The sequence below is a fragment of the Vibrio sp. 1562 genome (assembly GCF_033340155.1).
Classification (GTDB): domain Bacteria; phylum Pseudomonadota; class Gammaproteobacteria; order Enterobacterales; family Vibrionaceae; genus Vibrio; species Vibrio alginolyticus.
Genome location: NZ_JAWOVY010000009.1, coordinates 97,416 through 121,105, shown reverse-complemented (window position 1 = coordinate 121,105; position 23,690 = coordinate 97,416). Strand labels below are relative to the sequence as shown.

At 44.5% G+C, this 23,690-nt stretch carries 24 protein-coding genes and 1 pseudogene; 7 read left to right on the top strand and 18 right to left on the bottom strand.

All coding sequences use genetic code 11. The annotated features are described in order from the left end of the window. The first annotated feature begins 307 nt into the window (after window positions 1–307). Window positions 308–1,672, top strand: coding sequence for a sodium-dependent transporter (locus R7Z49_RS11855; RefSeq protein ID WP_171346133.1), 1,365 nt, complete (start codon window positions 308–310; stop codon window positions 1,670–1,672). A gap of 104 nt (window positions 1,673–1,776) precedes the next feature. Here R7Z49_RS11855 and R7Z49_RS11850 read toward each other — a convergent pair whose 3' ends face one another. From R7Z49_RS11850 to tsaA, 5 genes are all read right to left on the bottom strand, one after another. Further along, window positions 1,777–1,968 (bottom strand): DUF4250 domain-containing protein, encoded by a 192-nt coding sequence (locus tag R7Z49_RS11850; protein ID WP_005380289.1) that lies wholly within the window; start codon window positions 1,966–1,968, stop codon window positions 1,777–1,779. Then, entirely contained in the window at window positions 1,968–2,174 is a 207-nt protein-coding gene (locus R7Z49_RS11845; RefSeq protein ID WP_005391765.1) for a YaeP family protein, read from the bottom strand. Before R7Z49_RS11845 ends, R7Z49_RS11850 begins: the two co-directional genes overlap by 1 nt. Before the next feature lie 111 nt (window positions 2,175–2,285). Then, window positions 2,286–2,954: a tellurite resistance TerB family protein gene (locus R7Z49_RS11840; RefSeq protein WP_005380291.1), complete on the bottom strand. Its 669-nt coding sequence runs from the start codon at window positions 2,952–2,954 to the stop codon at window positions 2,286–2,288. A 178-nt stretch (window positions 2,955–3,132) separates the two neighbouring features. After that, window positions 3,133–4,848: a proline--tRNA ligase gene (locus tag R7Z49_RS11835; protein ID WP_186584714.1), complete on the bottom strand. Its 1,716-nt coding sequence runs from the start codon at window positions 4,846–4,848 to the stop codon at window positions 3,133–3,135. Window positions 4,849–4,959: 111 nt separating this feature from the next. Further along, window positions 4,960–5,655, bottom strand: a complete 696-nt coding sequence (tsaA, locus tag R7Z49_RS11830) for a tRNA (N6-threonylcarbamoyladenosine(37)-N6)-methyltransferase TrmO (protein ID WP_005380294.1) — start codon at window positions 5,653–5,655, stop codon at window positions 4,960–4,962. 123 nt (window positions 5,656–5,778) lie between these two features. Here tsaA and R7Z49_RS11825 point away from each other — a divergent pair, with 123 nt between their 5' ends. The 3 genes from R7Z49_RS11825 (at window position 5,779) to R7Z49_RS11815 (ending at window position 7,984) form a co-directional block, all read left to right on the top strand. After that, the gene (locus R7Z49_RS11825) at window positions 5,779–6,039 is read left to right on the top strand and encodes a type B 50S ribosomal protein L31 (protein WP_005380295.1); all 261 of its coding nucleotides are present in this window, start codon (window positions 5,779–5,781) and stop codon (window positions 6,037–6,039) included. A gap of 3 nt (window positions 6,040–6,042) precedes the next feature. After that, a complete protein-coding gene (gene ykgO, locus R7Z49_RS11820) occupies window positions 6,043–6,168 on the top strand; it encodes a type B 50S ribosomal protein L36 (protein WP_005380299.1) in 126 nt (41 codons plus the stop codon). Window positions 6,169–6,397: 229 nt separating this feature from the next. After that, window positions 6,398–7,984, top strand: coding sequence for an AbgT family transporter (locus tag R7Z49_RS11815; protein WP_005380301.1), 1,587 nt, complete (start codon window positions 6,398–6,400; stop codon window positions 7,982–7,984). A 106-nt stretch (window positions 7,985–8,090) separates the two neighbouring features. Here the strand turns inward: R7Z49_RS11815 and R7Z49_RS11810 are convergent, their stop codons facing one another. The 8 genes from R7Z49_RS11810 to R7Z49_RS11775 all read right to left on the bottom strand — a co-directional run bounded on the left by R7Z49_RS11810 (window position 8,091) and on the right by R7Z49_RS11775 (window position 15,255). Then, the gene (locus R7Z49_RS11810) at window positions 8,091–9,164 is read right to left on the bottom strand and encodes a hypothetical protein (RefSeq protein ID WP_005391766.1); all 1,074 of its coding nucleotides are present in this window, start codon (window positions 9,162–9,164) and stop codon (window positions 8,091–8,093) included. Further along, the gene (locus R7Z49_RS11805; protein WP_318111679.1) at window positions 9,161–10,273 is read right to left on the bottom strand and encodes an ATP-grasp domain-containing protein; all 1,113 of its coding nucleotides are present in this window, start codon (window positions 10,271–10,273) and stop codon (window positions 9,161–9,163) included. The genes R7Z49_RS11810 and R7Z49_RS11805 overlap by 4 nt, the downstream gene beginning before the upstream one ends. After that, a complete protein-coding gene (locus tag R7Z49_RS11800) occupies window positions 10,261–11,529 on the bottom strand; it encodes a F390 synthetase-related protein (protein WP_390904731.1) in 1,269 nt (422 codons plus the stop codon). Before R7Z49_RS11800 ends, R7Z49_RS11805 begins: the two co-directional genes overlap by 13 nt. Next, a complete protein-coding gene (locus tag R7Z49_RS11795; protein WP_186584721.1) occupies window positions 11,517–12,380 on the bottom strand; it encodes an MBL fold metallo-hydrolase in 864 nt (287 codons plus the stop codon). The genes R7Z49_RS11800 and R7Z49_RS11795 overlap by 13 nt, the downstream gene beginning before the upstream one ends. Continuing rightward, a complete protein-coding gene (locus tag R7Z49_RS11790) occupies window positions 12,349–13,335 on the bottom strand; it encodes an NAD-dependent epimerase/dehydratase family protein (RefSeq protein ID WP_186584722.1) in 987 nt (328 codons plus the stop codon). Before R7Z49_RS11790 ends, R7Z49_RS11795 begins: the two co-directional genes overlap by 32 nt. Continuing rightward, entirely contained in the window at window positions 13,332–14,321 is a 990-nt protein-coding gene (locus tag R7Z49_RS11785) for a ketoacyl-ACP synthase III (RefSeq protein ID WP_186584723.1), read from the bottom strand. Before R7Z49_RS11785 ends, R7Z49_RS11790 begins: the two co-directional genes overlap by 4 nt. A 194-nt stretch (window positions 14,322–14,515) precedes the next feature. Next, complete coding sequence (locus R7Z49_RS11780; RefSeq protein WP_005380310.1) at window positions 14,516–14,965, bottom strand: YaiI/YqxD family protein; 450 nt, start codon at window positions 14,963–14,965, stop codon at window positions 14,516–14,518. Then, window positions 14,962–15,255 (bottom strand): hypothetical protein, encoded by a 294-nt coding sequence (locus R7Z49_RS11775; RefSeq protein ID WP_005391777.1) that lies wholly within the window; start codon window positions 15,253–15,255, stop codon window positions 14,962–14,964. Before R7Z49_RS11775 ends, R7Z49_RS11780 begins: the two co-directional genes overlap by 4 nt. 932 nt (window positions 15,256–16,187) lie before the next feature. On the opposite strand from R7Z49_RS11775, the gene R7Z49_RS11770 reads away from it, so the two are divergent. After that, window positions 16,188–16,673 carry a GNAT family N-acetyltransferase gene (locus R7Z49_RS11770; protein ID WP_025768243.1) on the top strand — a complete coding sequence of 162 codons (486 nt, stop codon included), beginning with the start codon at window positions 16,188–16,190 and terminating at the stop codon, window positions 16,671–16,673. Here the strand turns inward: R7Z49_RS11770 and R7Z49_RS11765 are convergent. Both R7Z49_RS11765 and R7Z49_RS11760 read right to left on the bottom strand, forming a co-directional pair. Further along, window positions 16,633–16,932 carry a DUF3301 domain-containing protein gene (locus R7Z49_RS11765; RefSeq protein ID WP_005380315.1) on the bottom strand — a complete coding sequence of 100 codons (300 nt, stop codon included), beginning with the start codon at window positions 16,930–16,932 and terminating at the stop codon, window positions 16,633–16,635. The genes R7Z49_RS11770 and R7Z49_RS11765 overlap by 41 nt on opposite strands. 13 nt (window positions 16,933–16,945) lie before the next feature. Then, the gene (locus R7Z49_RS11760) at window positions 16,946–17,983 is read right to left on the bottom strand and encodes a DUF3549 family protein (protein WP_017636035.1); all 1,038 of its coding nucleotides are present in this window, start codon (window positions 17,981–17,983) and stop codon (window positions 16,946–16,948) included. A gap of 76 nt (window positions 17,984–18,059) precedes the next feature. Here R7Z49_RS11760 and R7Z49_RS11755 point away from each other — a divergent pair, with 76 nt between their 5' ends. Both R7Z49_RS11755 and truC read left to right on the top strand, forming a co-directional pair. Continuing rightward, the gene (locus R7Z49_RS11755; protein WP_186584724.1) at window positions 18,060–18,374 is read left to right on the top strand and encodes a YqcC family protein; all 315 of its coding nucleotides are present in this window, start codon (window positions 18,060–18,062) and stop codon (window positions 18,372–18,374) included. A gap of 4 nt (window positions 18,375–18,378) precedes the next feature. Then, window positions 18,379–19,149, top strand: coding sequence for a tRNA pseudouridine(65) synthase TruC (truC, locus tag R7Z49_RS11750; protein ID WP_186584725.1), 771 nt, complete (start codon window positions 18,379–18,381; stop codon window positions 19,147–19,149). 66 nt (window positions 19,150–19,215) lie between these two features. Here the strand turns inward: truC and R7Z49_RS11745 are convergent. The 3 genes and pseudogenes from R7Z49_RS11745 to glnD form a co-directional block, all read right to left on the bottom strand. Beyond that, window positions 19,216–20,420: pseudogene (locus tag R7Z49_RS11745) on the bottom strand (IS3 family transposase). Window positions 20,421–20,534: 114 nt separating this feature from the next. After that, the gene (locus tag R7Z49_RS11740) at window positions 20,535–20,918 is read right to left on the bottom strand and encodes a DUF3461 family protein (RefSeq protein ID WP_005380322.1); all 384 of its coding nucleotides are present in this window, start codon (window positions 20,916–20,918) and stop codon (window positions 20,535–20,537) included. A gap of 142 nt (window positions 20,919–21,060) precedes the next feature. Then, the gene (gene glnD / locus R7Z49_RS11735) at window positions 21,061–23,685 is read right to left on the bottom strand and encodes a bifunctional uridylyltransferase/uridylyl-removing protein GlnD (protein WP_017636037.1); all 2,625 of its coding nucleotides are present in this window, start codon (window positions 23,683–23,685) and stop codon (window positions 21,061–21,063) included. Window positions 23,686–23,690: the final 5 nt, after the last annotated feature.

The following is a 23,690-nucleotide window of genomic DNA, read 5'->3' as shown; positions in this document are numbered from 1 at the left end:
AAAAAGCGAAGCACAATATTCTGCTTTTCGACACAGTATCACGAGGAACAGTTCGTCCCTTACACCAGAGCTCATTATTTTTCGGCTCACTTCACGGCAGAAGGATTGGTAAAATTCAGCCACGTAAAACGAACAACAGTCGCGAGGCTTTTGAGCGATGAATATGAGATGTACGTTAAAATTTACAAGCTGAATGACTACAAATTGTTTCAACTGTCGAGGATTTAACCGAGGTGCTCTTGTTGAATAGTGAATATTGCTATAGTGTACTAGTTAGCTAGTTCAATGATATTTTTGTGTGAGTAGTATGACACAGCAAACCTCTTCTCAGCCTCGCGAGCATTTTGGCTCTCGTCTCGGGTTCATCTTAGCTGCCGCAGGTGCCGCAGTTGGCCTTGGCAATATTTGGGGCTTCCCAACTCAAGCAGCCAGTAATGGTGGCGGTGCTTTCCTATTAGTTTATTTGGTGATGATTCTTATCGTCGCATTTCCGATGCTGGTGGTTGAAATGGCGATTGGTCGCCATGGTCAAGCCAACCCTGTAGACAGTATGCGTGCAATCACAGATAACCCTACCAGTAAAAAGCTCGGCGGCATTGTGGGTTGGATTGGTTTAAGCGTACCAAGCGCTGTCTTAGCGTTTTATTCAATTGTTGGTGGTTGGTTGATCTGCTTTTTACTGGGTGCAATCACAGATCTAATGGGGTTAGAAGCTGCAACTCATTGGCTAAAGGGCTTTAGTGTTGAACGTAACTTGTTCGGAACCATTACTTTTTATGTACTGACGATTCTCATCGTACAAGGTGGCGTAAAACAAGGTATTGAGAAGTGGTCCACACGTTTGATGCCAGCATTGTTTGTTCTGTTTGCTCTGCTATTTGCTTACATCATGACGCAAAACGGTGCGATGGAAGGTCTGAAACATTACCTAGTGCCGGATTTTGAAAAGGTATGGGACCGCAAGTTGATTCTTGCTGCAATGGGACAGGGCTTCTTCTCGCTTACGATCGGTGGCTGTTCAATGCTGATTTACGGATCTTACTTGAGTAAGAAAGAAAACCTACCAAAGATGGCGATGAACGTGACCATGGTAGATACTGCCGTTGCTTTCATTGCAGGGTTAGTGGTGATGCCAGCGATGTTTGTAGCAATGCAAAAGGGCGTTCAAATCTATGCAGAAGATGGCTCTCTCTTAAGCTCAGATACGTTAGTGTTTACGGTATTGCCACTAATGTTTGATAGTTTAGGTTTGCTTGGTCAATTATTCTCTATTGTGTTCTTCTTATTGTTGACGATTGCGGCGCTAACGTCTTCCATTTCAATGTTAGAGTGTCCAGTGGCTTTAGTGAGTGAGCGCTTCAATACTAAGCGCAGCGCAACGAGCTGGGTTTTAGGTGGTCTCATTGCTTTGTTCAGTGTGGTGATTGTTTATAATTTTGGTGCTCTATTTGGTATGGTCGCGACGGTTGCTACTCAGTATCTACAACCAACCGCTGCGCTCTTATTCTGCTTATTTGGTGGTTGGGTATGGAATCGCAACTCAAAAATCAAAGAGCTTGAGCAAGGTTGCCCGGAGTTTACGCAAGGTTGGTTTGGTAAGTTATGGCCTGCGTATGTGAAGTTTGTATGTCCAATTCTTGTGGCGACAGTCATCTGGGCTTCATTTGGCTAACCGAGACGTCTATCGAATAAAAGAAAAGGGCTTGATGGTAACTCATCAAGCCCTTTTTCATATTGGTTATTCTCGTTTCGGTTATCCGCCAAGCATGGTGTGGATTAACGGAATTGTCCTGCTTCTGGAAGAAAGTCAAAACCAGCAGAAGCCAGTTTTGTCTCCAGTGCTGTGCGCTCGATATCGAAGAAAGCCACCAGTTTGTCCAGATCACCTCCGAAGTCATCGCGTAGCTTCATATTCACAATGCTCATCAGCATGACAGGGTCCATGGATTCAAAGTTCGCTAGATTCATTACTTATCCTCAAAATCTGAAATCAGTAGGTTTGCCGCAGCAAATGCCGCTTTTTCACGCACTTCTTTAGGCAGGGACTCATCCGCTGCAACATCGTTCAGTGCTTTAACTGCACATGAAATTGCTTGGGGAATATAAGCTTGATCGCCACTACCAATCTGAGCATAAAGCTCACGAACCAGTTCACAACAGCCGTATACTTGCATGTTTTCTTTCCACTAAATGATAACTTATCTCAATATACACACAGCGGATTTGAAACTCAAAGTACAGAGTTGTTTTGGCTCAAGTTGAAGGTTTGCTTGAGCGAGATTTAATCACTGCATTTGTGCTTCTAACTGCTGAGTGACTTCTGGTGAAAGTTGAAGTTGTTTTGCTAGTTCTTGCAGATACGCTTTTTCCATAAAGTTTTGTTCATCAGCGACGATCAAAGACGCCAGGTAAATTTCTGACGCTTGTTGAGGAGAGGTCGCCTGATTAGCAATTTCAGCAGGATCAAGCGGTTTGTTTAACTCTTGCTGAACGAGGTGACGAACGTGCTCATCTGCGCCCATATCCGCGAGAGCTTGTTCAATGCGAGCCATTTCCTCTTCATCAACGTGACCATCAGCTTTTGCAGCTCCAATCATTGCTTTTAAAATTAAGACACTGTGTTTACTGTCATCGGGGTCAAAGGTTTCTTGAACACCTTGACCGGATTGCTTGGCTTGCCAGTCGTTATACACTTTGTAGGCCAAGGCTCCAAGCGCAGCTGCGCCACCGACTTTTAATGCGCTTGACCCTATTTTTTTAGTCATTTTTTTACTTTTCTTTGAGCCCATCAGCATACCGATGAGGCCTCCGCCTACAGCACCTGCTCCTAGCGTTTTTAGGCTACTTGAATTTGATGAGGATTTGATGTTGTTGGTTTGTTTGCCCAATGCATCTGCACCTTGCTTAAGTAAGTCTGATTTGAGTGCTTGGTTTAGAAGACTTTTTAAATCCATAACTGACCTCCTTTAGATGATGAAATCAGTTTAATAGCAAGAAGCTGAACCAAAGATTAACAAAGTGAATAGTTCGAAAAAGGTGGAGGGAGGATGTTGAACTGTAATAAAAAGGGCTGACCGAAGCCAACCCTTTTTAACTATTTGAAACTACTTCAAATGCGAACTCGTCTAGTGCTTACTTTAGTTGAGCTTTTACGTGCTCAACAATGTCAGTCATTGCGACTGCTGTTTTCTCACCAGTAGCACGGTTCTTGTATTCGAAGTTGCCTTCTTTCATTGAGCGGTCACCGATAATAATGGTATGCGGTACACCAATAAGCTCCATGTCAGAGAACATTACGCCTGGGCGTTCTTTACGGTCGTCAAATAGCACTTCGATGCCCATTGCTGTTAGCTCAGCGTACAATTTCTCAGCGGCTTCTTTCACTTCTTCTGACTTGTGCATGTTCATTGGAACGATCGCTACCTGGAATGGTGCGATTGCATCTGGCCAGATGATGCCGTATTTGTCGTGGTTTTGTTCAATAGCAGCCGCTACTACGCGAGTGATACCGATACCGTAACAACCCATTTCTAGGATGACGTTCTTACCATCAGGACCCAGTACACCACAGTTCATCGCTGCGGAGTAAGCGCTACCTAGTTGGAAGATATGGCCAACTTCGATACCACGCTTAAGCTGGATAATGCCCTTGCCACATGGGCTTGGGTCACCTTCCACAACGTTACGTAGGTCTTCAACTTGACCAAGCTCTACATCACGACCCCAGTTAATACCGAAGTAGTGTTTGCCATCGATGTTCGCGCCCGCACCGAAGTCGCTCATTACCGCAACGCTGCGGTCAACAATGAACGGCAGTTTAAGGCCAACAGGGCCTAGTGAACCAGGGCCTGCACCGATAAGCGCACGAATTTCTTCTTCAGATGCCATTTCCAGCGGAGCTGCAACCTGAGGAAGGTTTTCTGCTTTCACTTCGTTCAGTTCATGATCACCACGAATAATAAGCGCGATGATTGGCGCATCAACTTCGTCAGATGCTTTCACAAACAGTGTTTTCACTGTTTTTTCAATTGGTAGTTCGAACTGCTCAACCAATTCAGCGATTGTTTTCGCGTTTGGCGTATCAACCAACGTCATTTCTTGTGTTGGTGCCGCAGCCTCAGAGGCTGGAGCTAGTGCTTCTGCTTTTTCAATGTTTGCCGCGTAATCTGACTCGCTAGAAAATGCGATGATATCTTCGCCGCTTTCAGCCAGTACGTGGAACTCTTGAGAGCCGCTACCACCGATAGCACCGCTATCTGCAAGTACAGGACGGTAATCCAGACCCATGCGATCGAATGCTTTACAGTAAGCATCATGCATTGCGTCGTATGACTTTTGTAGTCCGTCTTTATCAATGTCAAAGCTGTACGCATCCATCATTGAGAATTCACGTGAACGCATTACGCCAAAACGTGGGCGTCGTTCGTCACGGAATTTAGTTTGGATTTGGTACAGGTTTAGCGGAAGCTGTTTGTAAGAGCTCACTTCATTGCGAACAAGGCTAGTGATCACTTCTTCAGCGGTTGGGCTAAGTACAAACGGACGAACATGACGGTCAGTAAAGCGAAGTAGCTCAGGACCCATCTTTTCGCTGCGGCCTGTCTCTTCCCATAGTTCAAACGGCTGAACAACGGGCATCAAAGTTTCGACTGCGCCTGCATTGTCGATTTCTTGACGAACGATGTTTTCGACTTTACGCAGTACACGTAGACCAGTAGGTAGCCAGGTGTATAAACCTGAAGCCAGCTTACGGATCATACCTGCACGTAGCATGAGCTGGTGGCTCACTACTTCTGCGTCGTTTGGAGTCTCCTTCAGAGTAGAAAGAAGATAATTACTGGTACGCATTAAATTTATCCGTTTATTTAAGTTAGATACTCAAGCTTGAATAAGCAGGAGTATGGGAGTTCCCTAAAGGGAAATTTGTTAGCCGTCTATAATATCAGCCAATTGCGTTTGTCAAAAGCTTTCAATAGCGGTAACCGTTATTAAGTTGCTTGTTGCTGTGAACTTTACGTTCAAGTCGAACAAATTTACCGCATATTCTTTGTCGTCCGGCTTGTTTTTCTTATATGCAGGGCGAGGATCTTGTGCCAGAACTTGTTCAATGACTGATCTTACATAGTCAGTATCGGATCGATTTTCTATCGTTGCTAATGCTTGAGCAGAAAAGGTGACTTGTGACTTTTCTGGTTCTTGGTCTGCGTATCCGCCTTGTGCTTCCGAAATAGAATCCGAATAGGGAATATAAGGCTTAATATCCACAATCGGTGTCCCATCCACGAGATCTACACTGCCTAAATCAAGATAGATTTGATCGCCTTGCTTAGTGACTCCTTTCACTTCAACGGCTGACATTCCGATTCCGTTTGGACGGAAAGTCGAGCGCGAGGCAAAGACACCAATTCGTTCATTGCCGCCTAATCGTGGCGGACGTACAGTTGGTTTCCAACCAGCTTCCAGATTCTGATCAAATAGAAACAACAACCAAACGTGAGAGAACTGTTCTAGCCCACGCACTGCTTCAGGGCTATTTGCTGCACCTAACAGTTTTACGCGTGCTTTAGCCTCTGGTACTAAGCGTGGTTGGCGCGGAACTGCAAACTTTTCTTTGTACGGTGTCTCAATGACGCCGATGGGTTCGATGGAATACATGATGGACATCTTTAAGAATTCATTGAGATGAAAAGTATCACAAATTTCTCTTGCTTTTCTTGTTGATAATGATCATTAATTAAAATGTTATAACATAACAATTTAATTGAAAGGAAAAGTATTATGAAACCAGGAATCCACCCTGAATATCGTCCTGTGGTGTTCCACGACACCAGTGTAGATAAGTACTTTGTCGTTGGTTCTACGTTGAAAACGGAGAGAACCATCGAATGGAAAGATGGCAAAACTTACCCTTACTTTACGTTAGATGTGTCGTCAGCTTCTCACCCGTACTACACCGGTAAACAGCGCGTTGTACAAACCGAAGGTCGCATTGCGAACTTCAACCGTCGTTTTGGTCAATTTAAGAGCGAAAAGGAATAAATCATGAAGGTAGTAAAATCATTAAAAAGTGCAAAAAGTCGTCATCCGGATTGTCAGATTGTAAAACGGAGAGGGCGTCTTTATGTCATTTGTAAAACGAACCCGAGATTCAAAGCTGTGCAAAAGTAATCAACCTGCATATATCTAACTTATGGTTTTGTTTGATTGATAATGTTGAGTTAATTATTTTACATGGATGAAATATCTACATTTTTATTCAATGTTGGTTATAAATGCCTCTGTTCGTCACAGTTTGTAACATTTAGGGCTTTTATTTGACCTTCTACTCAAGTACCCTTCGCACGCTTTTTGACATTTTTGTCACATTTGCATAGGAATAAAAACAAGGAGGGAACAGATGAGTTCATCTGATTCAATTAAACAAAACTCGCCTAAGAAGCCGCTGTTTACGCGCTTTTTGGATACTGTCGAATATTTGGGGAACTTATTACCCCACCCGATCACACTATTTGCCATTTTCTGTTTAGCCATTCTGGTGATGTCGGGTATTGCAGGATACTTCGAAGTTTCCGTAGTTGATCCTCGTCCTGAGGGTGCAAAAGGTCGTGCCGCGGATGGCATGATTCATGTCGTTAGCTTGCTTAACGCTGATGGCCTTGAACTAATCGTTACCAATCTAGTGAAAAACTTTGTCGGCTTTGCACCTTTGGGTACGGTATTGGTTGCGATGTTGGGTGTTGCTATTGCTGAATACTCAGGCTTGCTATCTGCAGCAATGCGTGGCTTAGTAATGGGTGCATCTCAACGCATGGTAACAGTGACGGTCGTTTTCGCGGGTATCATTTCAAATACGGCATCAGAGCTTGGCTATGTGGTACTTATTCCACTGGCTGCAATGCTGTTCCATTCTTTAGGTCGTCATCCACTTGCCGGTCTTGCTGCGGCGTTCGCTGGTGTATCTGGTGGTTACTCAGCAAACCTACTTATTGGTACGGTTGACCCGCTGTTGTCAGGCATTACTGAAACGGCGGCGCAAATGATTGACCCAACTTACACTGTTGGTCCAGAAGTTAACTGGTACTTCATGTTTGTGTCGACATTCTTCATTGCAATCACAGGTGCGTTTGTTACTGAAAAAATTGTTGAGCCAAAGCTTGGCAAATACAGTGAAGAAGAAGCCTCAGAAGATTTGTCGAACGACAAAATGGGTGGCTTAACAGACATTGAGAAGAAAGGCCTAAAACTAGCAGGTGTTGCTGTACTGGTTGTTTCAGCGCTGCTTGCTTGGACGGTTGTTCCAGAAGACGGCATTCTACGTTCTGATGCAGGTACAATTGCAGGTTCACCATTCCTGAAAAGTATCGTGGCATTCATCTTTGTGTTCTTTGCTATTCCAGGCTTTGTGTTTGGTAAAGTTGTTGGCACGATGAAGACGGATCGCGATGTAATTGATGCAATGGCGAAATCTATGTCTTCTATGGGCATGTACATTGTATTAGTTTTCTTTGCGGCTCAGTTCGTTGCTTTCTTTAAATGGACTAACTTCGGTCAGGTATTCGCGGTTGCTGGCGCTAGCTTCCTGCAAGAAATTGGCTTAACTGGTCCAATGTTGTTCTTTGCCTTCATCCTGATGTGTGGCTTTATCAACCTAATGATTGGTTCGGCATCGGCACAGTGGGCAGTAACGGCTCCGATTTTTGTTCCTATGTTGATGCTTGTTGGTTATGCACCGGAAACGATTCAGGCTGCTTACCGAATTGGTGACTCGACGACAAACATCATTACTCCAATGATGAGCTACTTTGGTTTGATTCTTGCCGTAGCGACTCGTTACATGAAGAACTTAGGTATCGGTACGCTGATCGCGACCATGCTACCTTACTCAATCTGCTTCATTGTAGGTTGGAGTGTGCTGTTCTACCTATGGGTATTCGTATTTGGTTTACCAGTAGGCCCTGGCGCAGCAACATACTACACACCGTAGAAAACGGTTACCTCACACAGCTCCATTATAAAAAGCCTGCGAACGTCGCAGGCTTTTTTATCGATTGAGACTGTGTACGCAGGCTTACCTGATTATAGATGTCGGTTTATAGCTGAAAACGCATCAACAAAGGGCGATAAAAGTGCTGAGTGAGCCAGCACAAGCTTTTCCAAATTATGCGTTTGTACCAAGGTAAGTGCGCAATATAAACATAGCTAAATTCAATTTCTGGCCGGGCTTTTCTGTTGCGTTTAAAAGCCGGAGCGCCTGAGCTCATATTAAAGCGACGCTGGTATATCATTGCATGGCGGATGGTATAGGCCGATATTCGACGATACAATGCGAGGCGTTGTGGCTTATTGGTATCGTAGCCAAAAATTGGGCAAGTCATATCATTATCAATTTCTACAATGCCTAACGTAGCCAGCATCTCTTCTTGATAAAACAGTCCCACTAAATGTACTAATTTGTTCTGGCTCGCCTGTTTTAAATATTGGCTTGAAAACTGGATGTTATTGAGACTGTATTTATCAAGGTAAAGCATGTCATATAACTCTTTGGCACGCTGAAACTCTTCATCAGTGGTCAGTGGCCTAAACTGCCAATCTTTATCATTAAGCAGTTTGAAGTCTTTCGTTAAATCTCGGTTGAAGCTGAACGCTTGCCAATCATCAAGTAAATACACTTGTCGTGTTACCAAGCTTTGCCATTTTGGCTGCTTCAATCGCTGAATTAAGTGTGAATGCTGACGCTGGTTGAGGGATCGAAGCACCAAGGGAAAGGTGGGGTATTGATCGAGTGCGACGCGACGCAGTTCATCGAGATTTAAGGCTGCCCATTGTTCGCTATACATATTGGTGGACAAGCACTGATTGTTGAGCGTTTGGACTTGATCCAATCCAGCCAATGATAAGATTGGTTTAGTCATATTAATAAGTAACTTACATACCCATCGAACAGCCACATTTTTGACTTTGTGAAGCTCTTCTTCGGCGTAGCCACTAAGTAGTGTCATAGGGGAGACTGCATAACAGTTGTTTGGTATTTTTGGTGTTACGGAGTAGGGAATGGCAACATCATCGATATAGTAGCAACCAAAGCTTGCTGTGCATTCATCAATGGGATTCGACTGCATAAGAGTGATAAAGGTTTGATGCCATTCTTGAGAGGAAAGTGTCATGAGTTCAATGCCTCTCCATTCCACTCAATATCAACGGTAGAAGCGTCGCTCCACTTCGTCTTGTTCTGCCTAGCTAACCGGAGTAATTCAAACATACTCCGGATTTGGCTCCCGACCGGTAAGTTATGCTGTTGCATCACATTCACTCCAGACCACCAATCTTGCCAAGTTCGAGCCTTGAACAGGGATAACCCACCTTCAGCGATGAGTGTTATTGGCCCTAAATGATGCAGTCGCAGTTTGGAAGGGGCAGTAAATGCCATATTAGGGAGCAGTTGACTGCATCTAGACGAGAGTAGGTGCAAACCACTGGTGGCTCTTGGGTTACATTCAATCACGTAGAGTTCATCTTGTGATTTGATGAAGTCAAACGACACTTGCCCATGATAAGTATGACGTTTACCAAAAGCGGCGATAAATGTATCTAGTCGTTCGCACGAGATCGGCTGAAAAGCACTGGCGGCCGAGCCGTTTACACAGTATTTCGGCACATAAGCTTGGTGTGCTTTAAGGTCACCATGTTCAAAAATGGCATAGTTACACACCGGAGTCCCATGGATTTTTTGTTGCTGAACCCAAGGGTAAAGGGGCGATATCGTGGCGGCAGAAATAGACTGAGTTGTCACATCTCTTATTACTTGCCCGCCAAACCGAGAGTAAACGGGCTTTAGAACGGTTCTCTTATTAATTTCAATCTCACTTTTATCAGCGACCAAACGAGTTTTTGGAAGTGTGATTTCTGGCAAACTTTGAAGCTGTTCAAAGACGGTCAACTTGTTGTGCAGGGCATTGAGTAGTCCCACATTGGGCAGAAAAAAATCTACTTCTGGGCATTGTTTGGCAACATGAGCCAAGTAATACACTTCTTCACAAGTGGGTATCACCATATCAATACGCATCTGAGAAATGATTTTTAGGATCTGCTGTTGATAGGTGGGAAACGCAAATCGAGGCGAAGCGGTGGGGATATAAGACTCGATGCCTCGCAAAAACGATCCTAGAGGTTTTTTTAGCGAATCGGTGAGAGTTACGTCATGTCCATGATGCATACACATGGTTGCCCACTCTAGTGCAACTGGTGATCGGGCTCCGGTGATTAAGACCCGCATATGTTCACCACACGTCGTTGTTTATTCATTGGCGTCCAAATAGGCGCAGGGCGGTAACTAAATCTGACAGGATCAAGCCGCAATTGGTCAAACAACTTTATCAAGGCTTGATGTATAACCCGATGGTGGTGAACATCCGCTTCAATTTGAATGGCTTGTGACCCTGTTTGGGTGATTCGGTAATCCACGCGACCTTTGGCAAATAGTGTTATAGCGCGGTAGATGAGATCTGGTAACACCGTCACTGGGACGTGGTTTGCGTTTAGCGTGAGGCGATCACCACATCGTCCGGCAATCGCGCCAAGAGGTTCAAATACGCCATTATCCTGTTTATTCTCAATAATATCGTCGAGCTGATAACGAATAATGGGCTGAGTTTTACGACGAAAATCGGTGATAATTGGGCTGTAATGAGTACGTTCGGTATTCAGCCAATGTTTTTCGATGTAAACAACATCTTGATTCCAGCGCATTTGTCCATGCTGATCAGTACATGCAAGAAAACCTTCGGTACATTGATAGACTTCATGGAGTTCGCTGTCGAACCGTTGAGAAATAAAGTGACGGTCACTCTCAGTTAGGACTTCTGCACCAGAAATGATCCGCTGTGGTTGAATTGCGGGTTGACCAAATTGACCGCTGAACTGGGCGCAGAGCTGAAGAGCTTGCGCACTACCAACCAAAAGCGTGGGTTGGAACTCATCCAACTCTTTTATCCATTCTTGGTAAGGTTTAGTTAAATCCGCATAAAAGAATGTGACAGGGCCTTTCGCGACGGATTTATACAGTGGGCTGTTGGCGCGCAAGGCTAGCGCAATTCGGTGCTTTTGCCATAGGTTGGGCAACAGGCGAGCCAATATATTGCCAGCCCATAGTTGCGTTTCCTGTTTGTCAGCAAGAAACAACCCGCGCATGCCTGATGTGCCCGAAGAAAGCCCAACAGTAACATCGCCAACTTTCGAAGCGGCGAAGTTGCGTGACTGTTCTGCTTCGACTGCTTGTTGCATTAGCTGTTCAGCATCTAAGCCTTTCGTATTCAACTCCGAGAGGTTCTCCATCATGGTTTGCTTATTCATGATAGGGAAATCACTAAGTGCTGCACCTTGAAGTGAGCGGTAATACGGTGAATGACAGCATACCCAATCTAGGTGTTGCGTTAAATGTTGTTGCTGCCACGCTTCGACTTGTTCCCTTGAACCGAAAGGGCGGTAGCGGGTTCGCCAGAATTCTGAGATAAGCGTTATCACTTCATCCACCTTTCTTTGATTAGCTGCTGGATAGTTTCCTGACAATGTGAAGGCACGAAGCGAACAAAGTGGTGGGTTTGTTGGTAGCAACTTCTCAACTCGGAGAGGGTGTTTTTATAGGCCTTTGTGTCATCGCAAAGCATGTTAGCCAGCCAATGCTGATCGATATTTTCACTCAAGCTCTCAATTAACCAACATGCATCGGCGAGTAAGAACATCCAATCTCGTTCTCTTTTAACTAATAGGCCCACTTGACCCGCAGCATGGCCTGGCAAGCTAACCATATAAATGAATCCGTCGTCGAACATGTCTTTACAGAGCAAATTAACACCTTGGCACTGAGGAAGAATTTGGCTGATTGGTACAGAAAAGTCATCATGAATGAATAAGTTAGATTCAAGTTGTGGAGGAAGTAGAGCTTTTAGGTATCCTTTTCTTACGCCTCCAATTCGACCACTTTTAGTAATTGCATTCACCCCTTTTTGTTGGCAATGCAATTGAGAGTGGGGAAACTCAGACACGGCAGCAATGTGATCAGCATGGAAGTGGGAGAGCACCAAGTGTTCAATATCATGAGGTTTGAGACTTTCTTTTGCTAACTGCGCAACAATTCCGTGTTCTTTTTTATAGCGACAAGGTGTTGTCCAAGCATAAAAACGTTCAGGGAAGGGACGAGTCGCGCTAAAAAAGTGCTCGTGATATCCCGTGTCAAACAGGATGTTGCCTTGTGTTGGGTGCTGAATTAACGCAACGGCTGCCGGAAATGCTCTAGGCTTGATACCAGAACCTGGTTTGACAACAAAGCCTGGGTGTACGCAGTGTCCAGCCTCAAAGATTTTTATTTTTAGACCAGTTTGCATACTGCTGTATTCCTTCTTGAATTGAAAAAAGCGGTTGGTAATTCAGTGCTTGTTTCGCCTTGTTGATATCCAGAGTTTGATGGTAGTTAAACAATCCTGCGCTGTATGAGGTGAGCCTTGGTTCTGGCTGATGTGGTAAGTGCCTTCGTATTTGCTCACTGAGCTTTAATAATGGTGATACAACGCCGTATGGTAATGATTGTAACGTTACTTTTAGGTTTAACCCCTCACATAAAGCTTGCAGAACAGTCTCAATTGGCATTGGTTCGTTGTTGGAAATGTTGAACACATCACCATGCTGAAGTCGGTCTGCCTGAGTGCAAGCGAGCATCGCTGCATGGGCAACGTTGTCGACATAGGTCAGATCAACCACAGGATTTCTACCCGATGGCAGAAGCAGAGTGTTGTTTTTTATCGCCTTAAGCACTCTTGGGATAATCGCGCGATCATTGGGTCCAAAAATGCCACGCGGTCTTAAAATGATCGCTTTGCTTTGGCCTTTTACGGCTTCAATTTCCGATAGGTATTTTGTGTGTGCGTAATCATTACACCAGTATGAAGCTATGGCGTCGGTTTCTCGAATATTCCAACGGTCTTGATGGTCAAAGTAGACGCTGGTGGAGGAAATATGGATAAAACGCGAGATTTGATAGGTATTAGCCGCATTGACGAGGTTTTTGGTGGCATCTACATTGGCTTGATAAAACGCCTGCCACTTTCCCCATGGGCTTGAGAGAGCGGCACAATGGATGATTGCATCCATACCTTGGCATACCGCATGAACTGCTGAGTGGTCTCTTAAATCGACTATATGTGGGATAACATCGAATTGCTCGGCGAGTTGTTTAGCGATGACTGTGTTTCGTGCTGTAAAGTGCAGTTCATGCTGCTGGTGAAACATTCTCAGAATTGCGCTACCCAACATCCCGCTGCCACCAGTGACCAATATCTTCATAGTTTTAGCACTCCCATCCCTAGTGACAACCCTGCGGCGGTGCCAGCTAATAACACATGTTTTCCTGCGGCTTCTGGCTGATTACGCAGCCAGTGTAAGTTAATTGGGAGTGAGGCGGCAACTTGGTTTCCCAAAGTCGAAAAGTGATTAACGGTTTTCTCTGTTGGTAGCCCGGTGAGTGAAGGCAGTTTTTTTAATCCATGCGCGCTGGCTTGATGAGGAAGAAAATAATCAATATCGCTGAATGTTACCGGAGAGGCGTCAAACCCTTTTTTTAGAAACGCTGGTAAGGCTTTACGCACATGTTTAAAGAGTGCTTTGCCCTCCATCTCAAACTGGCAACTTTTTAAATAGGCTTGATGCTCAGAGGTATGCGGATTGATATGACTACCTCCGCCCTTAATTTGACAAAATGAATACCCGGTATGATGCGTTTCAAAGTGACTGGTGAGCAATCCATCATCGTTGCGTTCTTCGAGCAAAAATGCGGCGGCACCGTCTGCGAATAGCGTTGCAACTTCTGGTTTGAGCGTAAAATTTCGATTCAGTGTGATGCCAGTGGCGAGTTCGCTGGTGACAATAAGAATCCGACGGTATCGTTTTGCTAAGAATAGACTCTGGGCAAGATCAAGCGCAGAGAGAAAGGATAAACAGGTGCTGTTCAAATCAAAGCTTTCTAGCCATGTTGGAGCGTCTAACGCGGCGAGAACTGCTGAGGCGTCGTAGGGTAGAGACTGGTGGTGTGTGCCGCTAGCGTAGATAAGAAGATCAACGGAGCTTAAGGTATGTGTGTTTCCTAAACACTGCTCTATTGCCTGCACCGCCATGTAAATAGCGGTCTCTTTTGTATTGGCTACATGACGATATTCAACGTCGAATTTATTTCGGCAGGTCCCTGGCGCTAATTTTAGGAAGCGATCCATCTCTCGATCAGACCATTGATTCGTTGGCAGGTAGCTTCCACTGGAAACGATGTTAAAGCCCATTATTCTCTATACACTTATTAAAAACGTCGTTCAAAATAAACCACGTTGCATATTGAAGCTATGGCGAGCGAGATGAAAAATAAACAGAACAAAACAAATGTGAGTAAGAGCACGCTTTGGGTGCAATGCTGAGAATGAATTTTCAGGAATGAGCCAGGCTTTGATTTGCTGGCTCAATATGAATAGAGTGAGGGTTACTTCTTGAATTTCGCCAAAATACGATCCAAATGGTTTGCAAATTCGCGTCGATCGGTTTGAGAAAGCGCGGCGGGCCCACCTGTCTGAATTCCGCTTGAACGCATGGTTTCCATAAAGTCGCGGATATTTAGGCGAGCTTTGATGGTGTCTTTTGTATAGAGCTCGCCACGAGAACTGAGGGCTTGAGCGCCTTTAGAGATGACCTCATCTGCAAGCGGAATATCTGACGTGATCACCAAATCGTTGGCTTCTACACGCTTGACGATTTCGTTGTCTGCGATGTCAAATCCCGCAGGGACTTGCAGCGAGTGGATGTTGTCTCTTTTCGGCACAGGGACAACGTGGTTAGCGACAAACGTACATTCAATCCCCGTACGCTCGGCGGCACGCACAATGGTTTCGCGAATAACTTTCGGACACGCGTCTGCATCTACCCATAACTTCATGATGATTTCTCACTGAGTTTCGCTTCTAACTCTTCAATACGAATGGCTAGCATTTTTACGGTGCGCTCTAGGGCTTCAAGACGATCATTATCGGTGTGGTGTTGTGCTGCGATTTCAACCTTGGGTACGCGTTGAGCACTCTTCCAACTTTTTATTGCGGTGATTAATGCTGGCATTGGAACTGGCGTTTTCAAGCGTGCTTTCACTAACGCTACGGTTGGCTCTTTTCCTTGTTGTTGCAACTGTTCCATTGCCGCTTCTAATTCTTTAGTAACGTCTTGAGTTAACATTTTTAATCCTTAACAACGATATATCTATCATCATACGTTGAGTGCGCTAATTTGGCGAATGGCATTTTGGAGAGTGTAGTGTGAGAGATCTCTTACATAGGTTGTGAGAGAAAACGATTTCGTAAGCGGAAAAAGAGAAGATAAAGAGCTTAAGTTTATGATAAATAACAATTTAACAACTTGTTAACCAATGTGAGAGCCAAATATTTATCTTAGATAGATTGTCTATTTTTGGAAAAGGCGTAAATTGAGAGTTGTCAGCAGGAAGCAGACATGGAACAGGAAAGCACCAAGGATTTGGTTATCGTCAGGAAGACGATTTGGTTGGTCAGGATGATTAATCAAGCATGGAGCGTAGGACATTGTAAGGATACGATCATCAATAGGATGTTGATGACTAAGGATAGACAATGGACCCCTCTAGGATTGAGGCTATGGACAGCATCAGGAAGATGCAAGGGACACCGCTCAAGGAACAAGTGACGTGTGCTAACGAGGAATGTTAGCAGTCAGGATGATAAGGACACCGCTAGGACGGCGACGTAAGGAATAAGCTGACGGAATCAGCCACTATTATGGATGATGCATGGAGCACTTTTAGTAGCCGGACTGCTGCGAGTAAGACCATGACCCCGATACTTATGTGTCGGGGTCTTTCTTATATAAAAACGATATCCAGTGTTCTCATTGAATTAAGCATCTCGATGTTACTTGGGGATATCAATATCACAAAATATATAAATTCCTAATAACACTTAATAAAAAACAACTCAGATCAATATCCTTTCCAACCAGTTGGTTTAACTTTCGGCTTCTCTACAAGGTGTTATGCCCGCAATCATTGAGCATGTTCAGCTCATCGAGTTTGTGATATGCGGATAGATTAAGTTTGTTGTAATCAAGGAACAGATGTGGCCATAGTAACCAGAAGAATGCTTCTTCTACCCTACAATGAGTCGTTGCAACTAGAATTCGTCATGCTGAATTGCTGTGCGAAAAACCGTGCTGAATTGAATGGTCCGTATACAGTTGCGTCTGCCAAACAGATGTTTGAGAAAATACTGGATGATGAGAACATTTATAGTATGGCAGTGCTAGAGAGCACCAGTCGTGACTATATGGGGCACGTGTTTATTGCTAATCTCGATTCCGAACCTGAATTAGGGTTTATTTTTGATAAATCATATTGGGGTAAAGGGTTAGCAACAGAAGCACTAAAAGCATTTTTCCCCAAAGCGTGCCGTGAGTTGGGCTTGAATAAGGTGAAAGCTAACGTGAATAGCAATCATCAGGCTTCTATGGCGGTACTGAAAAAGCTGGGATTTGTTAAAACAAAAGAAAGTAAGGATGTATATGGTCCTTACTTTGAAATGGAATTTACAAGCGATGCGGTGGTAGGTGAAAGTTCTGCGGCCTGAAACCGACCATGGTTAACTCTCCTTGGTAGCAATCGTCACCAAGAGATGAAAACTCAAATTGATACACCGTATGCCAACGCCAGACTCCGTCTGGCGTTTTTAGTTTATGGGCACCAAAGGCGATGCTGATTAATTGGAGATCCAATTGCTCACATTTACGCGTGATGGCCGCTTTTGCGAGTTCGGCTTGGCGACGCTGTTGCCAAAACAGGTAACAGAAAAAGCAGAGCCCTAAAATTGCTAAAAGATCACCAATCATTCCTGAACCTTTCTTAGCTTTTTGTTGCTTGTTGTAAGCTTACTAGCGCATTTGCTAGTTCCTCTGATGGGTTTGAATGCAGCAAAGGCAATAACACCATTCTTAACTCTGGCAGCATCACTAAATCGGCAAATAACTGATTAAATAGGGCTTGATTACCGGTTTGAGCTAAACGCAGCAAAAACTGTTCTGCTACCTTTTCATTGGCGAGTAAGTGCCAAGCGCGACCCGCCACACCAATCAATACCTCCTGATGGCTTAAACGAGGGCTATGCAATATCGCATCTAATACTGGAGAGGCGACTTCTGTTGGTGCACCAGCAAGGGCTCGGATAAGTGCTGAAAGTAGGAAGAGATCAGGTTCGCTACTTGCGATTTCTTGCTGTGCCTTTTCCGCGATACGTTCTGCTAAACGCTCTTGAAGCTCTACATGCTCAAGCGCACCTAATAGGGCATAAAGTGGCTCATTTGGTAGGTGGTTCAACGCTTTGCGTATCATTACCCCGTTTTGCTCTTTGTCCAAACGAGCGGCCATGTCGGTGATCCCTTGCAGACCTACGGTTTGCCAATTATCCCAGCCTAAACCACCTGAAAAGTAATGCTGAGTGTGCTCATAATATTGGCTGGTAGGAAGATCGAGGTTCGCGCGGACCTGGCTATGAAACACGGCCATTTTGTCTTCGGAAGGTTTGAACGTATATGGGTTATTAGACAGCTTTTGCTGTTGCTCTTCAGAGATATCACCATTGAGGCGTGTTCCCATGGCTTCCACTACGTATTTAATGAAATTGCCGATATCTGATTGCTTTAACAAACCGCGCTCGTCCAATTCAAACTTTAGAAACCAAATCCAAGGTTGCTTTTGTTCATTCCAATAAGCGATGGCAAGGTGTGCTTTACGCTGCATTGGGAATGGGTACGGTGCTTGACCTTTTTCTACATCGGCAAACTCTTTCTTAGCGATGGTTTTGATACGACGACCAAGATCGAAGATTTGATAATCACAGCGGCTGTTGTTCAACAGTTGAGTGAGGGTTTGAATGTTTTCCATTAAATACGACGTCCTAACGTTCTTTTCACAAGAAATGGTATCATTCTCGGCTAATTCAAGGTTCGAGATAGAATTAATGGTAACAAATACTCAATTGGTCGACTTACTTCACCAACTTGAAACGCAGCTTAAAGAACATAAGTTGTGGCAACACACTAGGCCTTCAGAGCAAGCCTTACAAAGCGTGGAGCCATTTGCGATTGATACATTGCATCCTCATGAGTGGTTGCAGTGGATCTTTATAGACAGAATGCACGTGCTAGTGGAAAACAACCAACCATTGCCAAGAGGGTTTTCTCTCGAGCCCTATTTTTCAGAAGCGTGGAAGCAGGAACCGCAGTTCGTAGAGCTGCTTGTTACAATCCGAACCATTGACGAACTGTGTAAGTAAACGAATGCTAGAACAAGAAATAGCGCGATCTTCAGAACCAGTTGAGCTGGAGATCGTTTATCAGGATGAATATTTTGTAGCGGTCAACAAGCCTGCAGGCATGTTAGTGCATCGCAGTTGGTTAGATAAACACGAAACTCAGTTTGTCATGCAAACTTTGCGCGACCAAATTGGTCAGCATGTGTTCCCATTGCATCGTCTGGATCGTCCAACATCTGGTGTGCTCGTGTTTGCGTTGTCGAGTGAAGTCGCATCACAAGTCATGCCGATGTTTGCTGAACATAAAATGGAAAAGACATACCACGCAGTAGTACGCGGTTGGATTGAGGAAGAGGGCATCTTGGATTACGCACTCAAAGTGGAGTTAGACAAGATTGCGGATAAGTTCGCTTCACAAGAAAAAGAAGCGCAAGAAGCGGTGACGGAATATAAGCCGTTGGCTAAAGTGGAGGTTCCCTATTCGACGGGTAAATTTCCTACAACGCGTTATTGCTTAGTTGAGATGAAACCTAAAACGGGGCGTAAGCACCAACTTCGTCGTCATATGGCACATCTACGCCATCCGATCGTGGGTGATACAACGCACGGGGATGGAAAGCACAACAAGCTGTATCGCACAGAGTTTGATTCTCATCGTTTGCTACTGCATGCTTCAGAGTTACGGTTTGTCCATCCATTTACCGATCAAGAGATTGTCATGACGGCCAATCTTGATGAAACTTGGCAGCAATTGTTTACTCGATTTGAGTGGGATGAATCGATGATTAACCGATAATCGGTGCAGTTAGATCTCGATAATGATTGGGTATGACCCGTCCTGATATGGGTTGACACTTTTTAACTAAAACGCTCGATGTACTTCATCGGGCGTTTTGTATTTTAAAGCCGTATGAGGCCTCATTTGATTATAGATATCTACGGACTCTGCTACCATCGTCCTTGCTTCTTTCAGATCTTTCGGTTTCTTCAGCAAGAGCTCCATTTTGAGTATCCCATTTACACGCTCAGCTAAAGCATTCTGATAACAGTCATACCCGTCAGTCATTGAGCAAGTCACTCTATGTTTCTTATGGATATCTTGATATTCCTTCGAACAGTATTGTGAGCCTCTATCTGAGTGGTGTATTAGCTTTTCTTCACTCTGCGGTTGCCTGAGAGCTGAGATAAATGCCCGCTTAACTGATTGAGTTTTCATGTTGTCATCCACATAAAAACCAACAATCTTCCTTGAATAAGCGTCTGTAACCAAGCTGAGATAACTCTCTCCATTTTGAGTTGGCAAGTAAGTAATATCAGCAACCCACAGTTGTTCTGGCTTCGTTGGTGTCAGCCCATCTTTCACTTTGTTTGGGTGACAGAAAAATCGATGACGGCTGTCAGTCGTTCGGTGATAGGCTCGTCTTGCTCTCACTAACAGCCGATGCTTTCTGAGAAGTTCAAAGAGCTTATCGCGACCTATTTGAATGCCCTTTGTTGCTGCTAGGAACTTCAGTTTACGCGTGCCAATGCGTGGCTGCTTCAGCCTGACTTCACGGACAAAGCCAATGACAGCATGCTCATGATGTTCACAACGAGATTGAGTTTGGCATTGCTTATAATAAGCTTGGCGAGAGATTTGTACTCACTGACAAAACTTCGTAACGCTCAAACCTACTATGGTTTTCTCTTGGACAACGCTTCTTTGTGCTTTTTTGTCACTCTAACACCATAGTCACGTTCCATAACGTTCACGACAGCTTCAAAGAAGTCGGCTTTGAGTTGAGCATCTTCGAGCTGCTTCTCAAGCTCTTTAATACGTTGCTCTGGTGTAGGAGGTGAATTGAACTCGGTCATAGAGTCTCCTTTGGACATAAAGTTAGGTGTCCCTTTAGACCAATCTAGTCGACCATGCTTACGAAGCCAAACCAAAACCGTAGAGCAACCTTGGATGCCATACTTCTCTTGGGCTTGTTTGTAAGTGAGGCTTCCTTTTTCAACCTCATCAACTACAGTGAGTTTAAAAGCGAGGGAGTAATCGCGCTGAGTTCTTTTAGTTGTTGATTTCATAACACTCTCCAATTTTGGGGGTGGAAAGTGTCAACCTTATTTAGGACGGCACAGTACAAATAAAAAGGGTTAGCATCAATGCTAACCCTTTTTTAATATTTAAGACTTAACGTTTTACTTTAGTTTTTCGAGATCCGCTTCGATCTCTGCGATCTTGCTCGAAACGACTTTTTCTAAATGACGAAGGTCTGAAAGAATTTTCTCTTTTACATCAACCTCAGGTTGTTTCGTTGGCTTAGTAATTTTATTCAGTTCATCAATGACTAATGTGAGGTTACGGTTGATTTCCGTTACTTCTTTATATTTGTGACTGCCACTATCAACAAGAACATTTTTGATTTGGCGTGGGTATTTGAATTTAACGCTTTTAGCGAATAGTTCGCCTTTTTGCTTGTGGAAATAGATCTTGAGTACGTCTTTGTGTGCTTCTTGGCGTAGGGAATAACGTTCAATCTGCTTAGGGTCGTGAATACCCAAACCAGTGAGGTGGGGATACATAGGCTACCTCTATTACATCGAATTGATATTGATATAACTGTAGCAGCCTATGTATGAGCTAGATAGCTGATATTTAGCCAAAATGCTTAACTTGTGGGCAAGATCGCTCTCGCCCTGAACCGAAAAGATTGGCAGGTTTTATCTAAGCTGCGACCTCATCAGATAACTTTTCGATCAATCTCTCTCTTAGCTCATCTTGCTGTTCTTCACTTAATCTTCCTCCTGCATCACTGGTTAAAATAAACAAGTCTTCTGCTCGCTCACCAATGGTGGTGATTTTGGCACCGTGAAGGTTGATATTTAAATCAGCAAACGTACGGCCTACTTTGGCCAACAGCCCTGGTGTGTCTAGCGCGACAAACTCCATTAAAGTGTGTTTTTTACCTTTGGTTGGTAAGAAGTCGACTTTGGTTTTCACATTAAAGTGCTGAAGTTTGTTCGGAGTACGGCGCGTTTTAATCTTGGTTGGTCGGCCCGCCTCCAGTACATGGGTGAGGTGTTTAATCACCGCCGCGTGACGAGACTCATCGATCGCTTCGCCATGTTGATCGAGTACCATAAAGGTATCAATCACGTGCCCATCTTTGCTGGTCATGATTTGCGCGTCGTGTACATTAAAATTACGCCTATCTAACTCTGCCACGACCGTCGCAAATAAAGCAGGCTGGTCTTTCGTATATACAAACACCTCAGTGCCGCCACGAGTGGCTTTTTTACTGATCAATACCAAAGGCTTAGTCGGATCTTCCATGCGAAGTAAGTGTTCGCAGTGCCACGCGATTTGCGTATGGGTATGACGAAGGAAGTAGTCAGCTTTGAAGCGTTGCCACAATACTTCAATTTCGCGCGCGGCAAACCCCTCTTTGCGCAGCATTGCGGAGGCCATTTGTTGATTGTGGCGAATTCGCTCACGCACATCGACAGGGTTCTCTAGGCCTCTACGTAAAGCACGTTGTGTGGAGTAATACAGCTCCGCAAGTAAAGTTCGTTTCCAAGCATTCCAAAGTTCTGGGTTGGTTGCACAAATATCTGCAACTGTCAGGCATACAAGATAATCGAGAGATTCTTCGTCTCTGACTTTTTTGGCAAATTCGGTAATGACATCAGGATCATAAATGTCTCGGCGCTGTGCGGTGACAGACATTAATAGATGATGTCTTACCAACCAAGCGACAAGTTTGGCTTCGGGCTTCGATAAGCCATGCTCAATGCAGAAGTCGTATGCTTCTCCTTCACCGATAATTGAGTGATCGCCGCCACGACCTTTCCCGATATCGTGGAAAATAGCGGCAATAATCAGCAGCTCTTTCTTTTGCATTCGAGGGTAGACGTCACAGCAAATTGGGTGCTTCGCATGATTTTCTGGGTCACTAAAAGTGTTGATGTGTTTAAGTAAGCGAATACTGTGTTCATCAACTGTGTAGGCATGGAATAAGTCAAACTGCATTTGACCAACAATCTGACTCCATTGCGGTAAATAGGCCGCCATAACCCCTAATCGGTGCATGAGACTGAATGCTTTGTGCAGAGCATTAGGGTGACGACATAACGCCATGAACTTTTCACGCGCAGCAGGAATGGTGTGCAAAAACTTGTTGAGCCGACGGCGAGCGGTGCGCAGTTGACGCAGCGTTGGTGGGCTCACCCCTTCAATAGTTGAGTCGTTAGCAATATGTAAGAACATATCCAGAATAGTTTCTGGGCGAGCTTGGAACAATGCGGGTTTCCGCGCTTCAATTAAAGAACCGCGACGTTGAAAGTCCGTATCGAGAATCTCGGCACTTTCTGTCGCCCCACCATTAATGATCGCTTGGTCAAAGAGTTTGAGTAGCATTTTATTGAGCTCTGCCACACGACGAAGCGTGCGGTAGAACTCTTTCATCATCATTTCTACGCCTCGATTGCCTTCTCCGACGTAGCCTAGATTTTCCGCAACTTGTGCTTGATGGGCAAAGGTCAAGCGGTTGTCATAGCGGCGAAGCTCCATGTGCAGAGCGAAACGTACTCGCCAAAGGAAGTCCTGACATTCAACCAATTCTCGGTATTCTGCGTCAGTTAAAAATCCGTATCGGCTCATTTCTAACAATGAAGTCGCACCAAAGTGACGTCGAGCGACCCAGCTTAATGTATGAATATCGCGCAGCCCGCCAGGGGTTGATTTAATGTCCGGTTCTAAGTTGTAGGTCGTGTCGTGGTAACGTGCATGGCGTTCGCGCTGCTCTTGAATTTTAGCGCGGTAAAACGTCTCACTTGGCCAGAAGGAGTCTGATAACACGACTTTCTTCAGTGCCTGAAAGGTGTCCTCGCTTCCACACAGCAATCGCGCTTCTTGCAGGTTTGTCGCGACCGTTAGATCGGCTTTACCAATTTCAGCACATTCAGTAACGGTGCGAACAGCGTGTCCGACCTCGAGTTTTAAATCCCACAACAGCGTAATGAATTCGCTGATTTTTGCTTCTAACGCGGTTGGCAGTTTATTGTTCGACAGAATCAAAATATCGATATCGGAGAGCGGATGCAGCTCGCCTCGTCCGTAGCCACCAACGGCAACTAGGGAAATGTTGTAAATATCCTTGAAACCAAAATGTTGCCACAAACGATTGAGAAGCAGATCCATATATTCAGCTCTGGCTAAAACCAAGCTTGTTACCGGATGATGATTGAGAAACTCTTGGTTTTGATTAGAGCTAAACTTCTCTAATTCTTGTTTGAGTTCACCGATATTGATTTGTTCATCGGAAAAGGTAAGAGGGGACTGAAGTGTCATATTTG

Coding starts and splice junctions, on each gene's coding strand:
- R7Z49_RS11760 (WP_017636035.1), bottom strand. CDS start 17,983: ATGGAAAACATTCAAACCCTCACTCAACTGTTGAACAACAGCCGCTGT.
- R7Z49_RS11790 (WP_186584722.1), bottom strand. CDS start 13,335: ATGAAGATATTGGTCACTGGTGGCAGCGGGATGTTGGGTAGCGCAATT.
- R7Z49_RS11740 (WP_005380322.1), bottom strand. CDS start 20,918: ATGTATCCCCACCTCACTGGTTTGGGTATTCACGACCCTAAGCAGATT.
- R7Z49_RS11795 (WP_186584721.1), bottom strand. CDS start 12,380: ATGCAAACTGGTCTAAAAATAAAAATCTTTGAGGCTGGACACTGCGTA.
- R7Z49_RS11775 (WP_005391777.1), bottom strand. CDS start 15,255: ATGTTAACTCAAGACGTTACTAAAGAATTAGAAGCGGCAATGGAACAG.
- R7Z49_RS11815 (WP_005380301.1), top strand. CDS start 6,398: ATGAGTTCATCTGATTCAATTAAACAAAACTCGCCTAAGAAGCCGCTG.
- R7Z49_RS11835 (WP_186584714.1), bottom strand. CDS start 4,848: ATGCGTACCAGTAATTATCTTCTTTCTACTCTGAAGGAGACTCCAAAC.
- ykgO (WP_005380299.1), top strand. CDS start 6,043: ATGAAGGTAGTAAAATCATTAAAAAGTGCAAAAAGTCGTCATCCGGAT.
- truC (WP_186584725.1), top strand. CDS start 18,379: ATGCTAGAACAAGAAATAGCGCGATCTTCAGAACCAGTTGAGCTGGAG.
- tsaA (WP_005380294.1), bottom strand. CDS start 5,655: ATGTATTCCATCGAACCCATCGGCGTCATTGAGACACCGTACAAAGAA.
- R7Z49_RS11805 (WP_318111679.1), bottom strand. CDS start 10,273: ATGCGGGTCTTAATCACCGGAGCCCGATCACCAGTTGCACTAGAGTGG.
- R7Z49_RS11845 (WP_005391765.1), bottom strand. CDS start 2,174: ATGCAAGTATACGGCTGTTGTGAACTGGTTCGTGAGCTTTATGCTCAG.
- R7Z49_RS11780 (WP_005380310.1), bottom strand. CDS start 14,965: ATGAAGTTATGGGTAGATGCAGACGCGTGTCCGAAAGTTATTCGCGAA.
- R7Z49_RS11765 (WP_005380315.1), bottom strand. CDS start 16,932: ATGATTGGTGATCTTTTAGCAATTTTAGGGCTCTGCTTTTTCTGTTAC.
- R7Z49_RS11755 (WP_186584724.1), top strand. CDS start 18,060: ATGGTAACAAATACTCAATTGGTCGACTTACTTCACCAACTTGAAACG.
- R7Z49_RS11825 (WP_005380295.1), top strand. CDS start 5,779: ATGAAACCAGGAATCCACCCTGAATATCGTCCTGTGGTGTTCCACGAC.
- R7Z49_RS11850 (WP_005380289.1), bottom strand. CDS start 1,968: ATGAATCTAGCGAACTTTGAATCCATGGACCCTGTCATGCTGATGAGC.
- R7Z49_RS11785 (WP_186584723.1), bottom strand. CDS start 14,321: ATGGGCTTTAACATCGTTTCCAGTGGAAGCTACCTGCCAACGAATCAA.
- R7Z49_RS11855 (WP_171346133.1), top strand. CDS start 308: ATGACACAGCAAACCTCTTCTCAGCCTCGCGAGCATTTTGGCTCTCGT.
- R7Z49_RS11810 (WP_005391766.1), bottom strand. CDS start 9,164: ATGACACTTTCCTCTCAAGAATGGCATCAAACCTTTATCACTCTTATG.
- glnD (WP_017636037.1), bottom strand. CDS start 23,685: ATGACACTTCAGTCCCCTCTTACCTTTTCCGATGAACAAATCAATATC.
- R7Z49_RS11770 (WP_025768243.1), top strand. CDS start 16,188: ATGCTTCTTCTACCCTACAATGAGTCGTTGCAACTAGAATTCGTCATG.
- R7Z49_RS11840 (WP_005380291.1), bottom strand. CDS start 2,954: ATGGATTTAAAAAGTCTTCTAAACCAAGCACTCAAATCAGACTTACTT.